This window comes from Streptomyces sp. NPDC086777 (assembly GCF_040702065.1).
Classification (GTDB): domain Bacteria; phylum Actinomycetota; class Actinomycetes; order Streptomycetales; family Streptomycetaceae; genus Streptomyces.
On sequence record NZ_JBFBJI010000004.1, the window covers coordinates 24585 to 45385 of the forward strand.

General features: G+C 73.7%; 14 protein-coding genes and 1 pseudogene. 6 read left to right on the top strand and 9 right to left on the bottom strand.

Annotated elements, in window-relative coordinates:
- Positions 1-76: 76 nt before the first annotated feature.
- A complete protein-coding gene (locus AB0472_RS07065) occupies positions 77-1537 on the bottom strand; it encodes an aldehyde dehydrogenase family protein (protein WP_366354116.1) in 1461 nt (486 codons plus the stop codon).
- A gap of 129 nt (positions 1538-1666) precedes the next feature.
- Positions 1667-2491, bottom strand: coding sequence for a helix-turn-helix transcriptional regulator (locus tag AB0472_RS07070; RefSeq protein ID WP_366354649.1), 825 nt, complete (start codon positions 2489-2491; stop codon positions 1667-1669).
- Positions 2492-2824: 333 nt separating this feature from the next.
- On the opposite strand from AB0472_RS07070, the gene AB0472_RS07075 reads away from it, so the two are divergent.
- A complete protein-coding gene (locus AB0472_RS07075; RefSeq protein ID WP_366354118.1) occupies positions 2825-3325 on the top strand; it encodes an ATP-binding protein in 501 nt (166 codons plus the stop codon).
- A 91-nt stretch (positions 3326-3416) separates the two neighbouring features.
- On the opposite strand, the gene AB0472_RS07080 is transcribed toward AB0472_RS07075, so the two are convergent.
- Entirely contained in the window at positions 3417-3635 is a 219-nt protein-coding gene (locus AB0472_RS07080) for a DUF397 domain-containing protein (protein ID WP_089100703.1), read from the bottom strand.
- Positions 3636-3835: 200 nt separating this feature from the next.
- Positions 3836-4004: pseudogene (locus tag AB0472_RS07085) on the bottom strand (SRPBCC domain-containing protein); the annotation flags it as partial.
- A 280-nt stretch (positions 4005-4284) separates the two neighbouring features.
- Here AB0472_RS07085 and AB0472_RS07090 point away from each other — a divergent pair.
- Positions 4285-4905 carry a hypothetical protein gene (locus AB0472_RS07090; protein ID WP_366354120.1) on the top strand — a complete coding sequence of 207 codons (621 nt, stop codon included), beginning with the start codon at positions 4285-4287 and terminating at the stop codon, positions 4903-4905.
- A 165-nt stretch (positions 4906-5070) separates the two neighbouring features.
- A complete protein-coding gene (locus tag AB0472_RS07095; protein WP_366354122.1) occupies positions 5071-5598 on the top strand; it encodes a DUF4232 domain-containing protein in 528 nt (175 codons plus the stop codon).
- Positions 5599-5827: 229 nt separating this feature from the next.
- On the opposite strand, the gene AB0472_RS07100 is transcribed toward AB0472_RS07095, so the two are convergent.
- Positions 5828-6970 (bottom strand): DUF2786 domain-containing protein, encoded by a 1143-nt coding sequence (locus AB0472_RS07100; RefSeq protein WP_366354124.1) that lies wholly within the window; start codon positions 6968-6970, stop codon positions 5828-5830.
- Positions 6971-7115: 145 nt separating this feature from the next.
- Between AB0472_RS07100 and AB0472_RS07105 the strand changes: the two genes are divergently transcribed.
- Positions 7116-7874: a Clp protease N-terminal domain-containing protein gene (locus AB0472_RS07105; protein ID WP_366354126.1), complete on the top strand. Its 759-nt coding sequence runs from the start codon at positions 7116-7118 to the stop codon at positions 7872-7874.
- 67 nt (positions 7875-7941) lie between these two features.
- Complete coding sequence (locus AB0472_RS07110; RefSeq protein WP_366354128.1) at positions 7942-9630, top strand: bifunctional 3'-5' exonuclease/DNA polymerase; 1689 nt, start codon at positions 7942-7944, stop codon at positions 9628-9630.
- A 9-nt stretch (positions 9631-9639) separates the two neighbouring features.
- Here AB0472_RS07110 and AB0472_RS07115 read toward each other — a convergent pair whose 3' ends face one another.
- Both AB0472_RS07115 and AB0472_RS07120 read right to left on the bottom strand, forming a co-directional pair.
- Positions 9640-12930, bottom strand: a complete 3291-nt coding sequence (locus AB0472_RS07115) for a BTAD domain-containing putative transcriptional regulator (RefSeq protein WP_366354130.1) — start codon at positions 12928-12930, stop codon at positions 9640-9642.
- A gap of 497 nt (positions 12931-13427) precedes the next feature.
- A complete protein-coding gene (locus AB0472_RS07120; RefSeq protein ID WP_366354131.1) occupies positions 13428-14321 on the bottom strand; it encodes a glycosyltransferase in 894 nt (297 codons plus the stop codon).
- A gap of 211 nt (positions 14322-14532) precedes the next feature.
- Between AB0472_RS07120 and AB0472_RS07125 the strand changes: the two genes are divergently transcribed.
- A complete protein-coding gene (locus AB0472_RS07125; protein WP_366354132.1) occupies positions 14533-18234 on the top strand; it encodes a BTAD domain-containing putative transcriptional regulator in 3702 nt (1233 codons plus the stop codon).
- Positions 18235-18250: 16 nt separating this feature from the next.
- Here AB0472_RS07125 and AB0472_RS07130 read toward each other — a convergent pair whose 3' ends face one another.
- Both AB0472_RS07130 and AB0472_RS07135 read right to left on the bottom strand, forming a co-directional pair.
- Positions 18251-19315: a ricin-type beta-trefoil lectin domain protein gene (locus tag AB0472_RS07130; RefSeq protein ID WP_366354134.1), complete on the bottom strand. Its 1065-nt coding sequence runs from the start codon at positions 19313-19315 to the stop codon at positions 18251-18253.
- 719 nt (positions 19316-20034) lie between these two features.
- A complete protein-coding gene (locus tag AB0472_RS07135; protein ID WP_366354136.1) occupies positions 20035-20661 on the bottom strand; it encodes a response regulator transcription factor in 627 nt (208 codons plus the stop codon).
- Positions 20662-20801 lie beyond the last annotated feature (140 nt).

Here is a 20801-nt window from a genome sequence, read left to right on the forward strand (position 1 = left end):
ACCTGACACGACCGAAGCTACGGGCCCTTTAGGACAGGACGCGTCCTAAAGGGCCCGGGTGGCCGAACTTCGCCGGTCAGAACGGGAAACCGCTCCGGCCGTGCTGCACCGAGATCCACTTCAGGGTGGTGAAGGACTCCACGGTCGTCTCGCCGTTCAGGCGGCCGATCCCGGAGTGCTTCTCGCCGCCGAAGGGGACGACGGGCTCGTCGTGGACGGTGCCGTCGTTGACGTGGAACATCCCGGTGTCGATCTGCTTGGCGAAGGCCACGCCCCGCTCGACGTCCCCGGTGTGGACCGCACCGCTGAGGCCGTAGGGGGTGTCGTTGACCAGGCGTACGGCCTCCTCCTCGCCGTCGAACGGGATGAGGAAGGCGACCGGGCCGAAGACCTCCTGGCGGAGCAGGTCGGAGTCGGCCGGGACGCCGGTGAGGACCGAGGGCCCGACCAGGTTGTCGGTGGTCGTGCCGCGCACCAGGGCGGTGGCGCCCTCGGCGACGGCCTGCTCGACGGTGGCCGAAATCGACTCCGCCTGCTGGGAGTTGATCAGCGGGCCGATGACGGTCTGCGGGTCGTTCGGGTCGCCGGTCTTGAGGGTCCTCACCTTGGCGACGAACTTCTCGGTGAACTCGTCCGCGACGGAGCGGTCGACCAGGACGCGGTTGGCGGCCATGCAGACCTGGCCCTGGTGCACGTACCGGCTGAAGACCGCAGCGTCGACCGCGTAGTCGATGTCGGCGTCGTCGAGGACGACGATGGCGCTGTTGCCGCCCAGTTCGAGCACCGAGCGCTTGAAGAGCGAGGCGCAGACGGTGGCCACGTGCCGGCCGACCTTGTCGGAGCCGGTGAAGGAGATGACCTTGGGGACCGGGTGCTCGATGAAGGCGTCGCCGATCTCCGCGATGTCGGTGACGACGACGTTGAGCAGGCCGCCGGGCAGGCCCGCGTCCTCGAAGAGCTTCGCGACCAGGGTGCCGCCGACGATCGGGGTGTTCTGGTGCGGCTTGAGGACCACGGCGTTGCCGAGGGCGAGCGCCGGGGCGACCGACTTGATCGAGAGCAGGAAGGGGAAGTTGAAGGGGCTGATCACGCCCACCACGCCGACCGGCACCCGATAGACGCGGTTCTCCTTGCCGTCCACCGGGGAGGGCAGGATCCGGCCCTCGGGACGCAGCGCCCACTGGATCGACTCGCGCAGGAACTCCTTGGCGAGGTGCAGCTCGAAGGCGGCCTTCAGGTGTGTGCCGCCGAGCTCGGCGATGATCGCCTCGGTGATCTCCGCCTCGCGCTCCTCGATCAGGCGCAGGGCCTTCTCGAAGACGGCACGGCGGGCATAGGGATTGGTGGCGGCCCACTGCTTCTGGGCGCGCGCGGCGGCCTGGTAGGCCTGATCTATCTCGTCGACCGCGGCTATGGTGATCGACGCGAGCTTCTCGCCGTCGTACGGGTTGAAGTCGATGATGTCCCAGGACCCGGTCCCCTGGCGCCACTCACCGTCGATGTACTGCTGGGCCAGGTCAGTGAAGTACGACGACATGCGATCCCCAAATCACTAGCGGCCATGATCAACATCACGGTCTGATCACACGTCATCGTACTTGTGTGACACGCCAGTTGGGGACGGAGAGCGAACTTCTGGGGAGAGCCCCGGGAGAGCGGCCGCGGGCTAGGAGAGCTGCAGCAGACCGCGCAGCAGGTCCCGGCTCTCGTCCGGGCCCGGGCTGTCCTGCTGGAGTTCCTTGAGCGCCAGCTCGTACTGGGCGACGTCCTCGCGCTTGTCGAGGTAGAGGGCGCTGGTGAGCTGCTCCAGGTAGACCACGTCGGACAGGTCCGACTCGGGGAAGCTCAGGATGGTGAAGGAACCGCCCTCCCCGGAGTGCCCGCCGAAGCTGAACGGCATGATCTGCAGCCGCACGTTGGGCCGTTCGGAGATCTCGACGAGGTGCTGGAGCTGGCCGCGCATCACCTCGCGGTCGCCGTAGGGGCGGCGCAGGGCGGCCTCGTCGAGGACGATGTGGAAGTCGGGGGCGTTTTCGGCCACCAGGTACTTCTGCCGCTCCAGGCGCAGCGTGACCCGCCGTTCGACGTCGGCCTCGCCGGCCCCCCGCATACCGCGGCGCACCACGGCGCGCGCGTACTCCTCGGTCTGGAGGAGCCCGTGGACGAACTGCACCTCGTAGGCGCGGATCAGGTGCGCCGCACCCTCCAGGCCGACATAGGTGGGGAACCAGGTCGGCAGGACGTCGGAGTAACTGTGCCACCAGCCGGCCACGTTGGCCTCGCGGGCGAGGGAGAGCAACTGTTCGCGCTCGGCCTCGTCGGTGATGCCGTACAGCGTCAGCAGGTCTTCCACGTCCCTGGTCTTGAAGCTCACCCGGCCCAGCTCCATGCGACTGATCTTCGACTCCGAGGCGCGGATCGAGTACCCGGCGGCCTCACGAGTGATCCCCCGGGCCTCGCGCAGCCGCCTGAGTTGCGAGCCGAGCAGCATTCGCCGCACCACCGATCCGGGCTCTCCCGCGCTCACGTTCGCCAGCCTCCCCAACCGTCTTCAGGGCCCGCAGTCTGCCACTAAAACACTCCGAGCAGTACTCGTCCGGTTACGGAAACGGCAAGCGGCCAAAGTTTAAGCACAGGAACTGGCAAGCAGGTAGTAAGCCAAGAGCAGCAAGTTGGCGGAAAAAATGGCCAACAAGCGGTACGGGAGGGTCCAATTCGGTCGCGTGCACGTGCATCTGCCCTTGCATCTGCTGTGCGCATCCGAAACCATGGTCCCGCGCCACCGCTGCATCGCAACGACCGCGAATTCCCGGGAGTGCCTCGCATGGGGACGAATGGATCGACCATGCTCAAGCCATTACGGCAGGGCCTTCCGCCGCTTGATCCCGCGGCCGTGTCCAACGCCGCCTCCTGCGCCCTGCCCGCCCGTTACGAAGCGGTGCGCGAGGCCCGCCGGTTCACCCGGAGAACACTCGGCCAGTGGGACGTCGGCGACCGCTTCGACGACATCTGTCTCGTCGTCTCGGAACTCGTCACCAACGCCCTGCGGCACGCGGTGCCCGGTGAGACGGACTGCCTCGCGCCGCCGCAGGGGCCGGCGGTGCGGCTGCACCTGATGCGGTGGACCGGACGGCTGGTGTGCGCGGTGCGCGACCCCAGCCACGAGACGCCCGTCCCGCGCGACTCCGAGGACTTCTCGGCGGAGTCCGGCCGCGGGCTGTTCCTGGTCGACTCGTTCAGCGACGGCTGGGGCTGGCACCCGCTGGCGGGCACCCTCAGCGGCAAGGTCGTGTGGGCCCTGTTCCGGCTGCAGGCCGCCGAATGACGGACCCGGCGTCTTCGGACGCCGGGTTTCTACGCGCGTTACCCGCACGCTGCGCACCGAACGTACCGGGCTGCCCCGGACACGGCGGCCGTCAGCTCGTGATCAGGTGGTCGAACTCGCCGTCCTTGACGCCCAGCAGCATCGCCTCGATCTCGGCGCGCGTATAGACGAGCGCCGGCCCGTCCGGGAAGCGCGAGTTGCGCACCGCCACGTCGCCGCCCGGCAGCCGGGCGAACTCCACGCAGGACCCCTGCGAGTTGCTGTGCCTGCTCTTCTGCCAGGCCACTCCGTCCAGCTGCGTGGCAGCCATGCCGTTGTACACGTCAAACCCCCCGTACACGCCGTCAACGTCGAGGTCCACAGGTCGCTCCCCGGTGTGCACTAACTGGCTGATGTGACCATTGATGCAGCGGTCAACTGACCCGGATCATAACCTTGTTCACGTGCAGATGCATGAGCAGATGCACGTGCACGCGGGGTGTTCCTGCGGTTACAGCTTTGACGTCCGCTTTACCCAACCCGTTCCAGCGTCTGCCCCAGAGTCCGCAGGACATGCGACCGCCAGCCCCCGTCCATGATCGCGCGCCGCCATCTGCGCGGGATCGCCCGGATCGAATCCTTCATGCACTAAGAAAAGACGCTTACCCCGGCCCAGGTGTTCCAGCGTCCATGTGACGGTCCGGTGAGTGAGATTGGCCGGATCGGGACCGGACCGCCGGAGGGACGGCATCCGCCACCTGCCGTAGGCGGGAACCCGCACGTCGAGGACGTCGGGGGGAGCGACCCGACCGAGGCCGGCCCGCGGTCGTACGTACGGCCTGTCGCCGCCGAATCCGCGGGAACAGACCCACAGCGGATACCTACACGGCATACGCAGGTCCTCCAGGTGAGTGCTGGTAGCTTGCCGCTGTCGTCCGGGCGGCCGGGCGGCCGACCCCCTAGAACCCGGGAGCGTTGCGGTGACCACGGCTACGGCGAGTACGGCTACGACGCGCAGGGAGACGGCGCGCAGGGAGACGGCGACGGCTTCGGTCACGCCCGCGGCGGTGGGGCGGAGCGCTTCGGCGGGGGCGGCCGGGGCGGGCGCGCGCCCGCGGCCGGCTCTGCGGGTCGTGGCCGCCGCCGCGGGGCTGGCGGGCGCGCTCGCGCTGACCGCGTGCAGCGGGGGCGACGGGTCCGGCGGCGACTCCTCGGCCACCCCGTCCGGCACGTCGTCCGCCGACGCCACCGCCGCGGGCGGTTCGGACGGTTCCACGGCCTCCTCCGACGCGCTGCAGGGCAGCTGGATCACCACGAGCGGCGGCAAGATCGTCGCGCTGGTCGTCACCGGCAAGGAGGCCGGGCTCTTCGAGACCGGCGGGGCGGTGTGCAGCGGGAGCGCCGGTGAGGAGGCCGGGATGCGGATGATCCACCTCACCTGCACGGACGGCAGCAAGGACCGGGTCACCGGAATGGTGGACTCGGTCAGCAAGAGCGGCATGAAAGTCACCTGGTCCGGAAAATCGGGCGAGGAGACCTACACCAGGGCCGAGGGCGGCAAGCTGCCGTCGGGGCTGCCGACGGCGAACCTGGGACAATAGGCCCCGGCAGGGCCGTTCCCGACCGGCGGCAGGCGTGTTCCCAGCGGCCCGGGCGGGCGGCGGGGACACTCCGGGAGGCGGTCGAAAGCGGGGGCGGGCGCGCGGGGCCCGGGCCGGGGCGTGATGATGCTGGAACACCGTCACGACCTCGATGGGGATCTGCACATGCGCGCCATTCCGCTCACCGTCACCGCCGTCGCCGCCGCACTGGCCCTGACCGCCTGCAATGGCAGCGGCTCCGGTTCCAGCTCCAGCGGCAAGAACAGCTCGGCCTGCGAGATCGGCAAGGTCTCCGTCCAGGTCGGCTCCGCGAGCGTGGCGCCGGCCGCGGGGGACACCGGCGAGGTGCCGGTGAGCATCACCAACCAGAGCGCGCCGTGCACGCTGGACGGCTTCGCCGGGGTCACGCTGAAGGCGGGCGGCGGCACGTCGGCGGCGGTCGGCACGCAGTCGGGGGCGAAGAGCGTGCAGCTCAAGCTCGCCAAGGGCGACTCCGCGACGTTCTCCATCAGCTACGTGCGCGGCAAGGACGGCGACGGGGGGAGCCTCGCGGCGACGTCGCTGACGGTGGCGCTGCCGGGGGGCGACGCGACGGAGAGCTTCCCGTGGAAGTACGGGGCGGTGGCGGGCCGCCAGGGGGCGGCGGAGAAGCCGAACGCCTCGGTGGGGGCGTTTCAGCAGGCGGGGGACTGAGTCGAGGGCGGCGCGGTCGCATTTCGGCCGGGCTTCGGCTTACCGGCGGTGGGGGTTCCCGCGCAGTTCCCCGCGCCCCTGACGGGGCCAGCGCCGTGGATCCGCGCCACGCCATGGGGGTTCCCGCGCAGTTCCCCGCGCCCCTGACGGGGGCCAGCGCCGTGGATCCGCGCCACGCCATGGGCGTTCCCGCGCAGTCCCCCGCGCCCCTGACGGGGTGGGGTGTGGGTCAGGGGAGTTGGGGGTGGGAGTGGACCTGGGCCTGGTCTGCTGCTTTGGTGCCCTCTGTCCAGCCGGCCTCGTCGGTGATGCCGCGCAGGCGGGTCGTGGTGGTGTCCGGGAACATCTGGGCCATGCGGTCGGTCACGGCCAGCTCTCTCGTGGCCAGGACCGGGAGAAGGTCCCGGGACGGGTCGGTGTCGGCCAGGGCCGACCGGGCCGCTGCTCTGAGGCGGTCGCCGACCCGGTGGGCGTAGGCCGCCAGGAAGGACTGGCGGAAGGTCTTCGTGCGTTTGCGGCCGCCCGCCCGCTGCGCCGCCTCCGCCTTCGTCATCGCGTGCGTGGCCTGCACCAGCAGCGAGGTGTGGAGCAGCTCGACCACCTCCAGGTCCGCCTCGAAGCCGACGACCGTGGAGAAGGCCAGCGGCTCGTTCCACACCGCGCGGCAGTGGTTGGCCGTGGCCACCGCGTCCAGCAGCACCGCCTTGGCCTGCTCGTAAGGCGGCTCGACGCCGATCCGGCAGGCGCCCGGCGCGTCCGGCGCGGGCGCCCCCGCGGCGAGCAGCGCCTCGTCCACGCTGTGCCGGGCCATCAGCTCCTGCGCCTTGGCGCTCAGCGCCTCCGCCTCCTCCGGAAAGCCGGTGGCCTCCGCCTTGGCGAGCAGCGCGCGGATCCGGGTGAGCATGCGGGAGGACTCCGGGCGGTGCCCGGCCGCGGCGGGCCGGGGCTCGTCCAGGGGTTCCAGGGCGGGCAGCCGCAGCAGCAGCCGGTAGAGCTCCAGCACGGCGGTGGCGTGCGAGAAACGGTCGCCCACGCGCGCGGGGCCGCCGTCCGCCTCCGGCAGCGCGTCGAGCTGCGCCCGCCAGCGAGGGCCGCGCGGCCGGTCGTCCGGTGCCTGCGCCCGGATCAGCCCGGCGGCGAGCCGTACGTGCGGGTCGTCCAGCTCGCGGCGCACCAGCCGGACCACGTCGGCGGGCTGCCAGCCGCGCCGCCAGGCCGCCGCGACGAACTCCCGGCCCCGGTGCGCGAGTTCCGCGTCGGCACCGGAGTCGGCCGCGAGGAGGGACGCGCCCGTGTCGAGGCCGGTGTCGGTGTCGTCGTACAGGGCGCTCCGGAAAGCTCGGTCGACGGTGCTGGGCTGGCTGCTGGTCACGTGTCGATCGTGCCATGCGGCGCCGACAGCGGTCGGTGGCCGTCCACAGCCTGTGGACAACGTTCCGGGGCCCAGCCACTCACCACCCGTCCACAGGTGTCAACCGAGGGTTGACAGGGCTTAGGTGTCAACCTAAGGTTGACATATGGCTACCGACCCGAACATCACGGCATCCGTACGCCTCGACGACCTGATCGCGGCGATCAAGAAGGTGCACCCCGAACCCCTCGACCAGCTCCAGGACGCGGTGATCGCCGCCGACCACCTGGGCGACGTGGCCGACCACCTGATCGGCCACTTCGTCGACCAGGCCCGGCGGTCGGGCGCGTCCTGGTCCGAGATCGGCAAGAGCATGGGCGTGACCCGGCAGGCGGCACAGAAGCGCTTCGTGCCGAAGGAGTCCGCCGCCCTCGACCCCAGCCAGGGCTTCGACCGCTACACCCCCCGCGCCCGGAACGTGGTGATGGCGGCCCACAACGAGGCGGTCGCGGCCCGCAACCCCGAGGGCCGCCCCGAGCACCTGGTCCTCGGCCTGCTGGCGGAACCGGACGGCATCGCGGCGAAGGCGATCCTCGCGCAGGGCGTCCTCCTCGACACCGTGCGCCAGACGGCGACGGCCGCGCTGCCCCCGGCCTCGGACGACGCCCCCGACCTCGTCCCCTACGGCACGGAGGCCAAGAAGGCCCTCGAACTCACCTTCCGCGAGGCCCTCCGCCTCGGCCACAACTACATCGGCACCGAACACCTGCTGCTGGCCCTCCTGGAACACGAGAACGGCGACGGCGTCCTCAGCGGGCTGGGCATCACCAAGCCGGCGACCGAGGAGTACGTCGCCAAGGTGCTGGGCCTGCTGCTGGCGGAGCAGCGGGCCGCGGACGGACCGAAGGACGGCGAGGCCGGCTGAAGAGTCCCTCGACACAGCGAATTCGCAGCTCAGCGCGATTGTCAGTGGCGGCTGCCACACTCGCAGCATGACCGACCGGTGGGCTCTGGCTCCGGCCGAGGACGGTGGCGTGGACGTCGCCCCCCTCGGTCCGGACGGGCTGCCCGCCGGGCCGGTGCGGCGGGAGCCCGATCTCGCCGGGGCGGTCAGGGGCCGCCCGGAGGTGACGCGCTGGGTGTGGCGGTCGACCGCCGAGGTCTACCCGCGTCTGCTCGCCACGGGGGTGCGAGTGGAGCGGTGCTACGACATCGAGGACGCCGAGACACTTCTGCTGGGCCACGAGGGACGGTCCGGCGAGCCGCATTCGGCCGCCGCCGCCCTGGCCCGCCTCCGCGGCGGCCCCGTACCGCCCGACCCGCCGCAGCGCGCGGCCGAGCCGGGCGCGCAGTCCCCGCTGTTCGAGCCGCAGGGCACCGCCCGCCTGACGCTCGACGAACTCCTCACGGTCTACGCCGAGCAGCAGCGCCGGCACGACCGGGCCGAACACCCGGACCGGATGCGGCTGCTGACCGCCGCCGAGTCGGCCGGGATGCTGATCGCCGCCGAGATGAACGGCGCGGGCGTGCCCTGGAGCGCCGAGGTCCACCGCGAGGTGCTGCGCGAACTCCTCGGCGAGCGGTACGCGGGCGGCGGCGAGCCGCGCCGGCTGGCCGAGCTGGCCGACGAGGTGTCGGCCGCGTTCGGCAGACGGGTGCGCCCGGATCTGCCGGCCGACGTGGTCAAGGCCTTCGCCCAGGCCGGGATCAAGGTGAAGTCCACCCGCCGCTGGGAGCTCTCCGGCATCGATCATCCGGCCGTGAAGCCGCTCCTCGAATACAAGAAGCTGTACCGGATCTGGGTGGCGCACGGCTGGACCTGGCTCCAGGCCTGGGTGCGCGACGGCCGCTTCCGGCCCGAGTTCCACGCGGGCGGCACCGTCACCGGGCGCTGGGTGACCAACGGCGGGGGCGCACTGCAGATCCCCAAGGTGATCCGGCGGGCCGCGGTCGCCGACCCCGGCTGGCGGCTGGTCGTGGCCGACGCCGACCAGATGGAACCGCGGGTGCTGGCGGCGATCTCCCGCGACCCCGGGCTGATGGAGGTCGCCGGGCGGGAGACCGACCTCTACCAGTCCGTCTCCGACCGCGCCTTCTCCGGCGACCGTGCACAGGCCAAGCTCGCCGTCCTCGGCGCGGTCTACGGCCAGACCTCGGGCGACGGGCTGAAGAACCTGGCCGCGCTCAGACGCCGTTTCCCCAAGGCGGTCGCCTACGTCGACGAGGCGGCGCGGGCCGGCGAGGAGGGCCGGCTGGTGCGCACCTGGCTGGGCCGGACCTGTCCGCCGGCGACCGGCGCGGGCGACGGCACCGAGGAGGCGGGGATGCCCCAGGAGGAGCCGGAGGAGCAGGCGGCCGAGGGCTGGGTGCCTGGCTACGCCTCCACCAACTCCCGGGCCAGGGGCCGCTTCGCGCGCAACTTCGTGGTCCAGGGCAGCGCCGCCGACTGGGCCCTGCTGATGCTCGCGGCGCTGCGCCGGACCTGCGCGGACCTGGCGGCCGAGCTGGTCTTCTTCCAGCACGACGAGGTGATCGTGCACTGCCCCGAGGAGGAGACCGAGACCGTCGTGGCGGCGATACGGGACGCGGCCGACCTCGCCGGACGGCTCACGTTCGGGCAGACACCGGTGCGGTTCCCGTTCACGACGGCGGTGGTGGAGTGCTATGCCGACGCGAAGTGACCGGCCGGATCAGTCGCCGGATGCCAGCAGGCCGCGCAGCTCCGCTAGGACGTCCGGCTCGTCCGTGCCGTCCAGGGCGGTGAGGGCCTCGCGCCAGACGCCGTGCGCCTCCCCCGTGCGCCCCTGCTCGCGCAGGAGCAGGCCGAGTTGGTGGCGGGCGAGACCGCCGCTGTAGCGGTCGGCGCGAGCATCGGCGCGGCGCAGGAGTTCGGCGCACTCGTGGTGGGCGCGGCCGATCCTGCCGAGGGCGCGCAGCGCGCGGACCAGGCCGAGCCGCGTCTGGGACTCGCCGTGCCAGTCACCGTGGCCGCCGAGGATGCGCAGGCTCTCCTCGAAGTGCGCGGCGGCGGCCGCCGGTTCGCCGAGGCGGAGCTGGGCGTAGCCGATGTTGCAGTGCGCGGAGTGCCGCAGGATGACGGCGCCGATGGCGTCCCCGATCGCGAGGGAGCGCCGGTGCTGCTCGATGGCGGCGCGCGGGTCGGTGTGCTCGTAGAGGTTGCCGAGATGGCTGTGGGTGACGGCCTCGCCGTAGGGGTCGTTCAGCTGCCGGGAGTAGTCGAGGCTCTGCCGCAGCGCCTCGCCCGACTCGTCGTACCGGCCGAGCCCCTCGAGCAGCAGCCCCCGGTTGTTCAGGGCGCGCCGGATCCAGGAGGCCATGCCCAGCCGCCGCCACAGGGCCAGCGCCCCGTCGGTCAGGTCGAGGGCCTCCCGCTGGCGGCCGGTGAGGAAGCGCAGGCCGGCGAGGTCGCCCAGCGCGTAGGCCTCGGCGGGCTCGTCTCCGAGGCGCCGGGCGGCGGCCAGGGCGGCGGTGCCGAGCACCTCCATCTCGGCGACCCGGCCACTGCGCAGGACGTAGGGGTAGAGCAGCCGGACGAGCGTGGCGAGGTAGGCGCTGATCCGCGTGTCGGCGGTGTCGGCGTACCGCTCCACCAGGGCGACGATGTTCTCCAGCTCCATGTCGCCCCAGGCGAAGGCGTGCTCGGCGCACTCGAAGGACGGCAGGGCGGCGGTGTACGGCTCGTGCTCGGGCGGTTGGGCGGCGGTGGGCCGGCGGCGGTCGCCCTGGTCGCGTCCCGGTTCGAGGATCGCGAGGAGGGCACGTTCGGCGACGGCGGCGAACCAGCGCAGGGCGGTGAGAGCGGCCTCGGTCCGGTCGACGCCGTGGGTGCCGCCGGCCCGACCGCTCCCGTCGGTGCCGTCAGTCCCGTCAGTCCCGTCAGTCCCGTCGGTCCCGTCGGCCAGTTCGCGGGCGAAGTCCCGTACCAGGTCGTGCGGGGTGTAGCGGCCGTACGCGGTCTCCTCCAGCAGGGCGACGTCGACCAGCCGGTCCAGGGCGGCCTCGGCGCGGCGCTCGTCGGTGCCGGTGAGCCGGGCGGTCAGGGGGGCGCCGTAGGTGGGCAGGTCGAGTGCGCCGAGGCGGCGCAGGACGAGGGCGGCGTCGCGGTCGGGGACGCGGTCGGAGCCGGCCAGGGCGTCATGGGCCACGGCGAGGGAGCGCCGGACGCTGAGGTCGTCGTATTCGAGGTGGCCCAGCCTGTCCTCGGTGGCGGCCAGTTGAGCGGCCAGCGCCTCGGGGGTGAGGGCGCGGCGGGCGGCCAGCCGGGCGGCCACCACGCGCAGGGCGAGCGGAAGCCGTCCGGTGAGGCCGACGAGCGGGTGACCGGCGTCGATCTCCGCACGCCCGCTGACCGCGCGCAGCAGCGCCGCGCTGTCCTCGCCGGTCAGCGGCCCGAGCGGGAAGTGATGGGCACCGTCGAGCGCGGTGAGCGGGGACCGGCTGGTGACGATCACCGCGCAGCCGGGGCCGCCGGGGAGCAGCGGCCGCACCTGGGCGGCGTTCGCGGCGTCGTCGAGGAGCAGCAGGGTGCGGGTCGGCGCGAGCAGGGAGCGCAGCAACGCGGCGGCCGCGTCGGGGTGTTCGGGGATGTGCCGGGGATCGGCGCCGAGGTCCCGCAGCAGCGCGGCGAGCGCCTGGCCGGGGGCGAGCGGGGGCCTGCCGGGGGTGGCACCGTGCAGGTTGACGTAGAGCTGGCCGTCGGGGAAACGATTCCGCAGCTGGTGCGCCACGTGCAGCGCGAGCGCGCTCTTGCCGACACCGGCCATGCCGCTGAGGACGGCGAGGCTGGGGGCGGCCACGGCTTCGCCCCCGTTCCTCGTGTTCCCGTCCGCACCACCCGTGCCGGTTTCGTGGTCGAGTGCGCGTGGCCCCTGCGGGGCGCGATCGACGTCGGCGGCTGCCGGCGGACGGGCGACGGCGTGGGTCAGTTCTTCGCACGTGGCGGTGCGACCGGTGAAGTGGGCCGGGGCTGGCGGGAGTTGGGCGGGGCGGGGGGTGGCGGAGTCGTCGCGCGTAGAACCCGGGTCAAGGGGCTGGTCAGGATCAGCGCCTTCGGCTTCCGGCTGACGGTCGGGTGACGCACCCGCCGGGGACACGGGGAACCGCGCGACCGGCCACGGCGCACCCGCGCCCGCCCCACCACCCGAGGCTCCCTCGGAAGGCAGCCCCTCACCCGGGCCGTCCTCCGGCGTCGGCGCTCCTCCCGCCGCGCCACTGCCCCGCAGCACTTCCACATGGGCCCGGCGTACCGCGGGACCGGGCTCGATGCCGAGTTCCTCCCTCAGGCGGTTGCGCAGGTCGCGGTGGACGGCGAGGGCCTCGGCCTGCCGCCCGCCGCGGTGGAGGGCGAGCATCAGCTGGCGGTGATAGGCCTCACGGAGCGGGTACTCCGCGACGAGCGCGGCCAGCTCCGGTACGACGCCGCCCAGCCGGGGCCCGCCGAGGGCGAGTTCCGCGTCGTAGCGCCACTCCAGGAGCAGCAGCCGGGCCTCCTCCAGGCGCTGCACGAAGGCGAGGCCGCCGAGTTCGGCGGGGAGGCCGCCGAGCGGGGTGCCCCGCCAGAGCGTGAGCGCGTCGGCGCAGGCGGGCAGCACCCGCGCCCACTCCCGCCGCCCGTGCGCCGCGCGCGCCTGGGCCACCCGGGCACCGAACACGTCGACGTCCAGTTCACCGTCGTCGACGCGGAGCAGATACCCGGGCGGTACGGCCCGCAGCCGCTCCGGGTCGTCGAGGAGGCGGCGCAGCCGGGTGACGTGGTTGTGCAGCGAGGCGCGGGCCGACACCGGGGGCGCGCCGCCCCACAGTGCCTCTCTCAGCGACTCGACGGAGACGACCCGCCCGGCCTCCAGGAGCAGCGCGGCGAGCAGCGCGCGCACCTTGGGGCTGCCGATGGGGCGTACGTCGGCCGCGTCGTAGAGAACCGGAGGTCCCAGCAGTCCGAACCGCAGCTCGTACCGCCGCATCACTCCACCCTTCGCCTCCCCGCACGGCGGAGGTGCCCGCCGGTCCTGGATCCTGGCGGAATCGCACCCCGTCGGGGATGAGTTCCCGCCACCTTCTCTGTGCCGGCCGGAGCCGGAATCCGCTGGGTTCCCGGCCTGCTCCCGGCGCCGAACGACGGCTTCGCGCCAACCGATTGGCGACCTCCGGGACAACCACTGGCCACATGTTAGCGATCCGTTGGCGAGCCCTGATGTGATCTTCGCATCGGGCCGGGTCCGACGGCGCACGCGTGGATCGCGTGACTCGGGGGAGTGTCGCCGCAGGCCAGGGTCCGGGGACGCGAGAGGGTTCCGGTCGGCGGAGGTGATCGACCGGGACCCTCGTCCCGTTTCCGGACCGGACCGGACCGGACAGGACAGGACCGGACAGGACAGGACCCGACAACGACCGGCGCCCCGGCTTTCCAGCCCCCCTGCCCCCCTGCTCCCCTGCTCCCCTGCTCTCCTGCTCCCCGGCCTCAGACGACGGGCGGGCGTCCGAGCCGCGTGAGCCGCCAGACCGTGCGCCAGCGCATCGGACGGCGTTCCCCGGCCGGCTCGCGGAACCCCTCGGCGAAGCCGGCGAACCAGGCCCGCAGGCCGCCCGTCGAACGGGTGCGCAGGAGCGTGATCAGTATCCAGACGCCGAGGTGGACCGGGATGAGCGGCAGGGGCAGCCGACGGCGGGTCAGCCAGACGCGGTTGCGGGCGGTGACCCGGAAGTAGACGGCGTGCCGGGCAGGCGAGGTCCGGGGGTGCTGGAGGAGCAGTTCGGGGGCGTAGAGGATCCGCCAGCCGGCGTCGGCGGCCCGCCAGGCGAGGTCGGTCTCCTCGTGCGCGAAGAAGAACTCGGCGGGCCAGTCGCCGGTCTCGGCGAGCATGGCCATGCTCAGCGCGTGCCCGCCGCCGAGGAACCCGGTGACGTAACCCCCGCGCAAGGGGTCGGCGTTGCCGACACGCGGCACGTGCCGACGCTGGGTCACACCGCGCTCGTCCGCGATCCGGAAGCCGACGATGCCGAGGCGGGGGTCGGCGGCGAACAGGTCCCGTACCTGCCGGAACACCTCGACGTCGACGAGCAGGCCGTCGTCGTCCAGTTCGACGACGACGTCCACGTCGCCGAACGCGCGCAGGGCGGCAAGGGCGACGTTGCGGCCGCCGGGGCAGCCGAGGTTGTCCTCGACCTCGAGGGTGGTGACCTCGCCGGGCAGGTCGAGGCGGCGGCCGAACTCGGGCAGCCGGCAGCCGTTGCCGACGATCACGATCCGGTCGGGGGCGAGGTCCTGCTTGGCGATGGACCCGAGCAGAGCGTCGACTTCGTCGGGCCGGTTCCCCATGGTCACCACGGCAACACCCAGCCTCGGCATCTGCATGCCCCTCACCCCATCCGGACGACGACGGCAGCCGCACCTGTCCCCAGGATGGCCATTGTTCACCAAGACGTCACCACGGGTAGTTCGATACTCCATAAATGGGCCTGTCCCATGGAGCCACGCGGACGGCCACGCGCACCGGACGGGGAGACTCCGGACACGCCGGTGAGCGCCTCCGAGGGGGCGAAGCGGCGCGGTAAATTGGCGAGTCATGCTCTCCGTACAGGTCCTGGGACCGATCGGTGCCGACCTCGACGGTGCACCGGTCCACCTGGGAAGCCCCCGGCAACGCGCGGTCCTCGCCCTCCTGCTGGCGAACCGCGGCCGGGTGGTCTCCGTCGACCGGCTCATCGAGCACCTGTGGCGCGGCCGGCCCCCGCAGAAGGCGGCGGCCTCCCTGCACGTCTACGTGTCGAACCTGCGCCGCGCGCTCGAACCCGGCCGGGCGCCCCGCACCCCCGCCGGCGTCCTGGTCAGCGTCGCGCCCGGGTACGCGGTGCGGCTGCCCGAGGAGTCGGTCGACGCCTGGCGGTTCGAGGCGGCGGTACGGCGGGCCCGTACGGCACCTCCGGCCGAGGCGCGGCGGCTGCTGGAGGAAGCCATCGGGTGGTGGCACGGGGCGGCGTACGGCGAGTGGGCCGACGAGGAGTGGGCGGTCGCCGAGGCGGCCCGGCTGAGTGAACTGCATCTCGCTGCCCGCGAGTTGGCGATCGGGGCGACGCTCGCGTCCGGGGCCCCGGCGGAGGCGGTGCCGGCGGCCGAGGCACTGGTGCGGGAGCATCCGCTGCGCGAGGAGGGCCGGCGGCTGCTGGCCCTCGGGCTGTGGGCCGTCGGGCGCCGCGCCGACGCGCTGGCCGAACTGCGTCGCGCGGCCGCCGTCATGGCCGACGAGCTCGGCCTGGATCCGGGCGACGCCCTGACCGAGCTGGAGCAGGCCCTGCTGACGGGGCGCACCGAGTTCCTGCGCGCGGCGGTGCCGTCGCCCGCCGGGCCGGCTGCGGCCGTACCGCCTGCACCGTCGGCGGCTTCCGGGTCGGCGCCGGGCGTCCCGTCCATGCCGCCCACGGGCCCCGCCGGAGCGCCGGTCTCTGCCGGGCCGCCCGGCCCGCTCGCGGACTCCGCGGCCACGGTGGGCGTGGACTCGTCCGCCGGGGAACTGTTCGTGGGCCGGGAGGGCGAGTTGCGGGCGCTGGCCGAGGTCGCGCGCGATGCCCGGCGGGGCGGTGGCGTGGTCCTGGTGACCGGGCAGGCCGGGGCGGGCAAGTCGGCGCTGCTGGGCCGGTACCGGCTGCGGTTGCGGGAGCAGGGCTGGACCGTGGTGGTCGGCCGTTGCCCCGAGTTCGACGGCGCCCCCTCCGCCTGGGCCTGGGTGGAGGCGCTCGGTGAACTCACCCAACGTGTGCCGCCCACCGACCCGGACGCGCTCGGCGCGCTGCTTCATGAGGCCGGCTACGGCGAAGGCGCGGCGGGCGGCCAGGAGGGCACCGGGTTCCCGGGCCCGGACGGCGGGGCGGCGTCGGCCGGGCGGTTCCGGCTCCACCGGGCGTTCGGTGCCTGGCTGCGGGAGGCCGCCGCCGAGGCACCCCTGGCGGTCGTCCTCGACGACCTGCACCGGGCGGACGGCGAGACCCTGGCCCTGCTGGAACGCGCCGCCGAGCTGGTCGGCTCACCGGTGCTGGTGATCGCCGCCTACCGCCCGGCCGACGCAGCGGACCGGCTGACCAAGACCCTCGCCGAACTCGCCCATCGCTCCCCGCACCGGCTGGCGCTCGGCGGGCTGCCGTTGCCCGACGTGGACACCCTGGTCGGCGCGGTGTGCGGGGAGCCGGTCGACGCGGCCATCGTGACGGCGCTCGCCGAGCGCACCGGGGGCAACCCCTTCTACGTCCGTGAGAGCGCCCGGCTGCTCGCCGCCGAGGGGGCCCTGGTGGCCGTCTCAGAGGTGCCGCAGGGCGTACGCGACGTGCTGCGTCGGCGGTTGCGGCAGTTGCCCGAGGGGGCGCCGGCCGTCCTCCAGCTCGCCTCGGTCGTCGGCCGCGAGACCGAGATCGGCGTTCTCGTCGAGGCCGCGGACCCGGCACGGCACGGCGAACACGACGTGCTCGACGCCGTCGAGGCGGCCGTCGTGGCCGGCCTGCTGACCGAGCCGGCGCCCGGTGTGGTCCGGTTCGCGCATGCGCTGGTCCGCGACACCCTCTACACCGATCTGGTCGGCGTACGGCGCGCACGGATGCATGCCCGCGTGGCAGAGGTCCTGCGGCGGCGCCGGCCGGACGACCTGGCGGCCCTCGCACACCATTTCGCGCGGGCGGCGAACGCGCGGACGGCGGCCCTGGCCGTCGAGTACTCGCTGGGCGCGGCCGATCTGGCCGAGCGGCGCTACGCCCACGACACCGCGGTCGAACTGCTCACCCAGGCGATCGAGTCCTTCGCGCTGATACCCGCCGCCCCTGTGGACGGCCCCACCATGGACGGCACGACCGTGGACGGCACGACCGTTGGCGGCACGACCGGCGGTACCGACGGCGACAGGACCGGCGCCGACGGCCGGGCCGGGCGGCTGGTCGCCCTGCTCGGGCGGCTGCTGCGGGCCGAGATACGGGCCGGGGCCATCGTCGCGGCGCGGCACACGCGGCAACGCGCCCTCGCGGCGGCCGAGGGCGCCGGGCAGGACGAACTCGCGGTGGCGGCGCTCGGCGCGTGGATCGGACCGGAACCGACACCGAGCGGTGCCCTCAGCGGGCCGCGGGGGCTCGTCGAACCGGCGGCGCTCGGCATGTTCGTCGACCGGCTGATCGCCCGCGCCGACCTGGACCCGGCCGTCCTCGGCATCGTGTCGCCCCCGCCCCCGCCCCCGCCCCCGCCCGTGGACGAGGGCGGCCACGGGTACGACAGGGGCAGCGGTGCCGGGGCGGGGGCCGCTACGGGGGCCGGGGCCGACGGGCGTGCGGAGCGGGCGGCGGAGGCGGCGCGGCGGCTGGCGGTCGCCCGCGCCGTCGGGGACCCGCTGCTGCTCTCCTCCGCGCTGACCGTGGCGTCCGCCGTCACGCCCGACGTGTCCCCGGACCGCCGCGAGGCGCTGGCGACCGAACTGCGGGTGCTCGGGTACGCGCACGACCTGCCCGCCAACAGCTGGGTGCGGGAGCACATCGGGGCCATGGCCGCCGGCGCCCGCAACGACGTCGCCCAGGTCCGCCGGCACACCACGGAGGGACGGACCGTCGCCCGGCGGCACCGTCTGGTGGAGGCGGAGACCATCAACGTGACGACCCTGGCCATGCTGGTCCACGTCGAGGGCCGCTTCGCCGAGTCCGAGGCCGGCTACGCGGAGGTGCGGGAGCGGCTGCGCTCCCGCGGATCACCGTACGGCGACTTCGTGCACGTCCTGGGGCTGACGACCGTACGGCTCGGGCAGGGCCGCCCGCGGGAGGCCGAACCGCTGCTGCGGGCCTTCCTCGGCGAACCGGGAACCGGCCCCGGCCGCGAGCGCGAACCCGAGCCCACCGCCGAGCTCGCCCTCGGGGTGGTCCTCGCCCGGCTGGGCGAGCAGGAACAGGCGCACGCGCTCGGCCGGCGCACCGCGACCGCCGTCCCCCTGGTACCCGACCACCTGTACGGCATCGCCCTGTCCCTCCGGGCCGAACTGGCCTTCCTGCTGGGCGACCTGACCACCGCGCTGGAACTGGTCCCGATCCTGCTGCCGCTGCGCGACCAGCTCGCCGGCGCGGCCAGCGTCTCCTTCGCCACCCGGCCGTTCGCCCATTCGCTGGGCGAGCTGTACCGGCTGCTGGGCGACGAGGCGGAAGCGCGCCGGCAGTTCGCCCGCGCGGAGGAGGTGGCGGGGCGGTGGGGCTCCCGGCACCTGGTCTCGGCGGCCCGTGCGGCCGCGGAGGACCGGGCCCGCCGGGGATGACGCGACGGCGGCCGGGTCAGGCGAGCCGCCACTTCTGGTTGGACGTCCCGGAGCAGTCCCACAGCTGGAGCCGGGTGCCGTTGGCGGTGCCCGCGTCCTTGGCGTCCACGCACTTGCCGATCACGGAGTTGACCAGGTCGTGGGAGCTGTTGAGGTTGAACTTCTGGGCCCAGCCACCGTTGCAGGTCGCCAGCTGGACGGCTGCGCCGTTGTCCTGGGAGGCGTTGGCGATGTCCAGGCACAGGCCCATGGAGCGCACGCTGCCGTCCGACTTGAAGACCCACTTCTGCCAGGCGTCGCCGTCGCATCCCCACAGCCGCAGCGGAGAGCCGTCCGCGCCGGCGTGGGCACTCACCTCGACGCACTTCGAGGAGGCGTAGCCGACGATCGCGTCGCCGGGCACGGTGGCCGAGGAGGCGGCATGGGTGGCGGCCGGCTCCGAAGACGGTTTGCTCGTCGCCTTGCCGCCGCCGTTGGTGCCGGCGGCTTGGGCCGCCTTGGTGCCGGAGGCCTTGTCCGGGTGGGCGGAGTCCACCACCGAGGCGGTGTGCGGGTCCTGGTGCCTGCCGGGTTTGGTGGTCTTGGAGCCGTGCGACGGGCGGTCGCCGCCGGACGCGGACGCGGAGCCGCTCGGCTGCGCCGTGGCGCCCTCCGTGAGCTGGGGGACCGTGCCGTCGCCGACGGCGGCGGCGGGCGGCGTGGAGTCGTCGTGGTTCGGCAGCGCCATGAACGCGGCGCTGCCGAGGCCGAGGACCAGCAGGGCGCAGACGGCGACCACGGCTCCGACGACCCGCGCGCCGCGTTCCGGCCGGGCCTCCGCGGAGCCTGCCTCGTCCCGCGCACCGGGCTGGTCCGGCCGCGCCTCGGGCGACCGGAAGAGCCGACCGGGGCCGGCGGCCAGATCGGGCTCGGTCGCGGATGCGGGCGTGGACGTCGCCGTAGGTGCGGGCGTCGACGTAGAGGTGCGGTGGGGTGCGGATGCGGGTGCGCTCTCGCCGTCCGGGGCGGACGAGGTCCCGCCGGATGCCGCCGGTTCCGCGGCCACCGTCAGGGAGGCGGCCACCCCCGGGGAAGCGGCCACCCCCGGGGAAGCGGCCACCCCGGGGGAAGCAGGCACCCCGGGGGAAGCAGGCACCCCCGGGGAAGCAGGCACCCCCGGGGAAGCAGGCACCGCCCCGGCCGCCCTCGCGGACTCTGCCCCGGACCAAAACCCGGCCCCGGACCCGGACTCTGCCCCGGACCCGGACCCGGGCTCGGCTTGGGACTCGGACCCGGCTTCGGACCCGGCGGACCCGGAGTCGGCTTCGGCCCCAGAACCGGACCCGTTCTCGGACCCGGCTTCGGACTCGGACCCGGAGTCGGAGTCGGAGTCGGCTTCGGGCCCGGAAGCGGTCTCGGTTTCCCGGAGCCACGGCAGCGGCCGTTCCCAGACGGCCGGTTGCTCCGGCGTATCCGGCTGCCCTGCGGTGTGCTCCATGTCTGCGCCTGCCCGTCTCCGCGTGTGGTGTTCCCCGGCGCGCGAATCTAGGGGCGCGGAATCGGGGCGGCCTGCCGTTCGTCGCGGAGTCTGCCCCGCAGGACCGGAATCCCTTCCCCTGCGGGCCGGTGGGGGCAGGTCGCGCAGTTCCCCGCGCCCCCTACGGGGCGCTCCTCAGCCGTTTCTCTCAAGCCGCGGGCAGTCGTGCCGCTGGCCGGCGCGGGTGGGCGGCCGCGGTCCCCCGGCAGAAGGCTGGGGGAGGCACCGCGCCGGCGCCGGTAAGCGTCCCCACCCCCCACCCCGGCCCCCCGGAGCTCTGCTCGCTACAGCGTTCCCGAGCGCAGGGCGAAGGCGACCGCGTGGGTGCGGTTGCGCAGGCCGAGGCGGTTCATCATGACGCTGACGATGCTCTTGATGGTGCGCTCGGAGTAGTTCAGCTTCTGCGCGATCTCCGTCGTCTCCAGCCCCTCGGCCAGCAGCCGCAGCACGTCGACCTCGCGGGTCTCCAGACCGGACGCGGTCAGCCCGAGCGGCCCCAGCACGTCCCGCTGGACCGCCCGCAGGTGGTCGACGAGCCGCCCCTGGACCGCAAGGGGCAGCGCGGCCCCGCCCTCGGCCACCGCACGGACCGCCTCCACGACCTTGTCGTACGTGGCGTCCTGACGCCACATCACCCCGCGCAGCCCGTGGCGCATCGCCCGGAGCAGGTGGGCTTCGCCGATGTGCGCGGTGATCAGCACGATCCCCATGCCCGGATTGGTCGAGCGGGTGGCCGCCGACTCCATCAGCAGCACCGTCTCCTCGGTGACGTCCGGCGTGATCATGAGGACCACGTCCGCGTGCCGGTGCTCCTCCTGGGGCACCACCTGCAGCCCCGGGTACCGGCGCAGGCACGCGACGGCCCCCTCTCCGGTGATCGGGTCACCGGCGAGGACTGCGATCGAGATCATCCCCAACGTTCCTGCTTTCCTTCCGCGAGTGGACGGTGGTTCCGGAGCGGCGAGGAAGGATCGTCGCCGGACCGCCTTAACGCCGACTTGGCGTGTACTTGGCGAAGCTGCCCCTCCGGCCAGGCTTCGCTGTCCGAGGG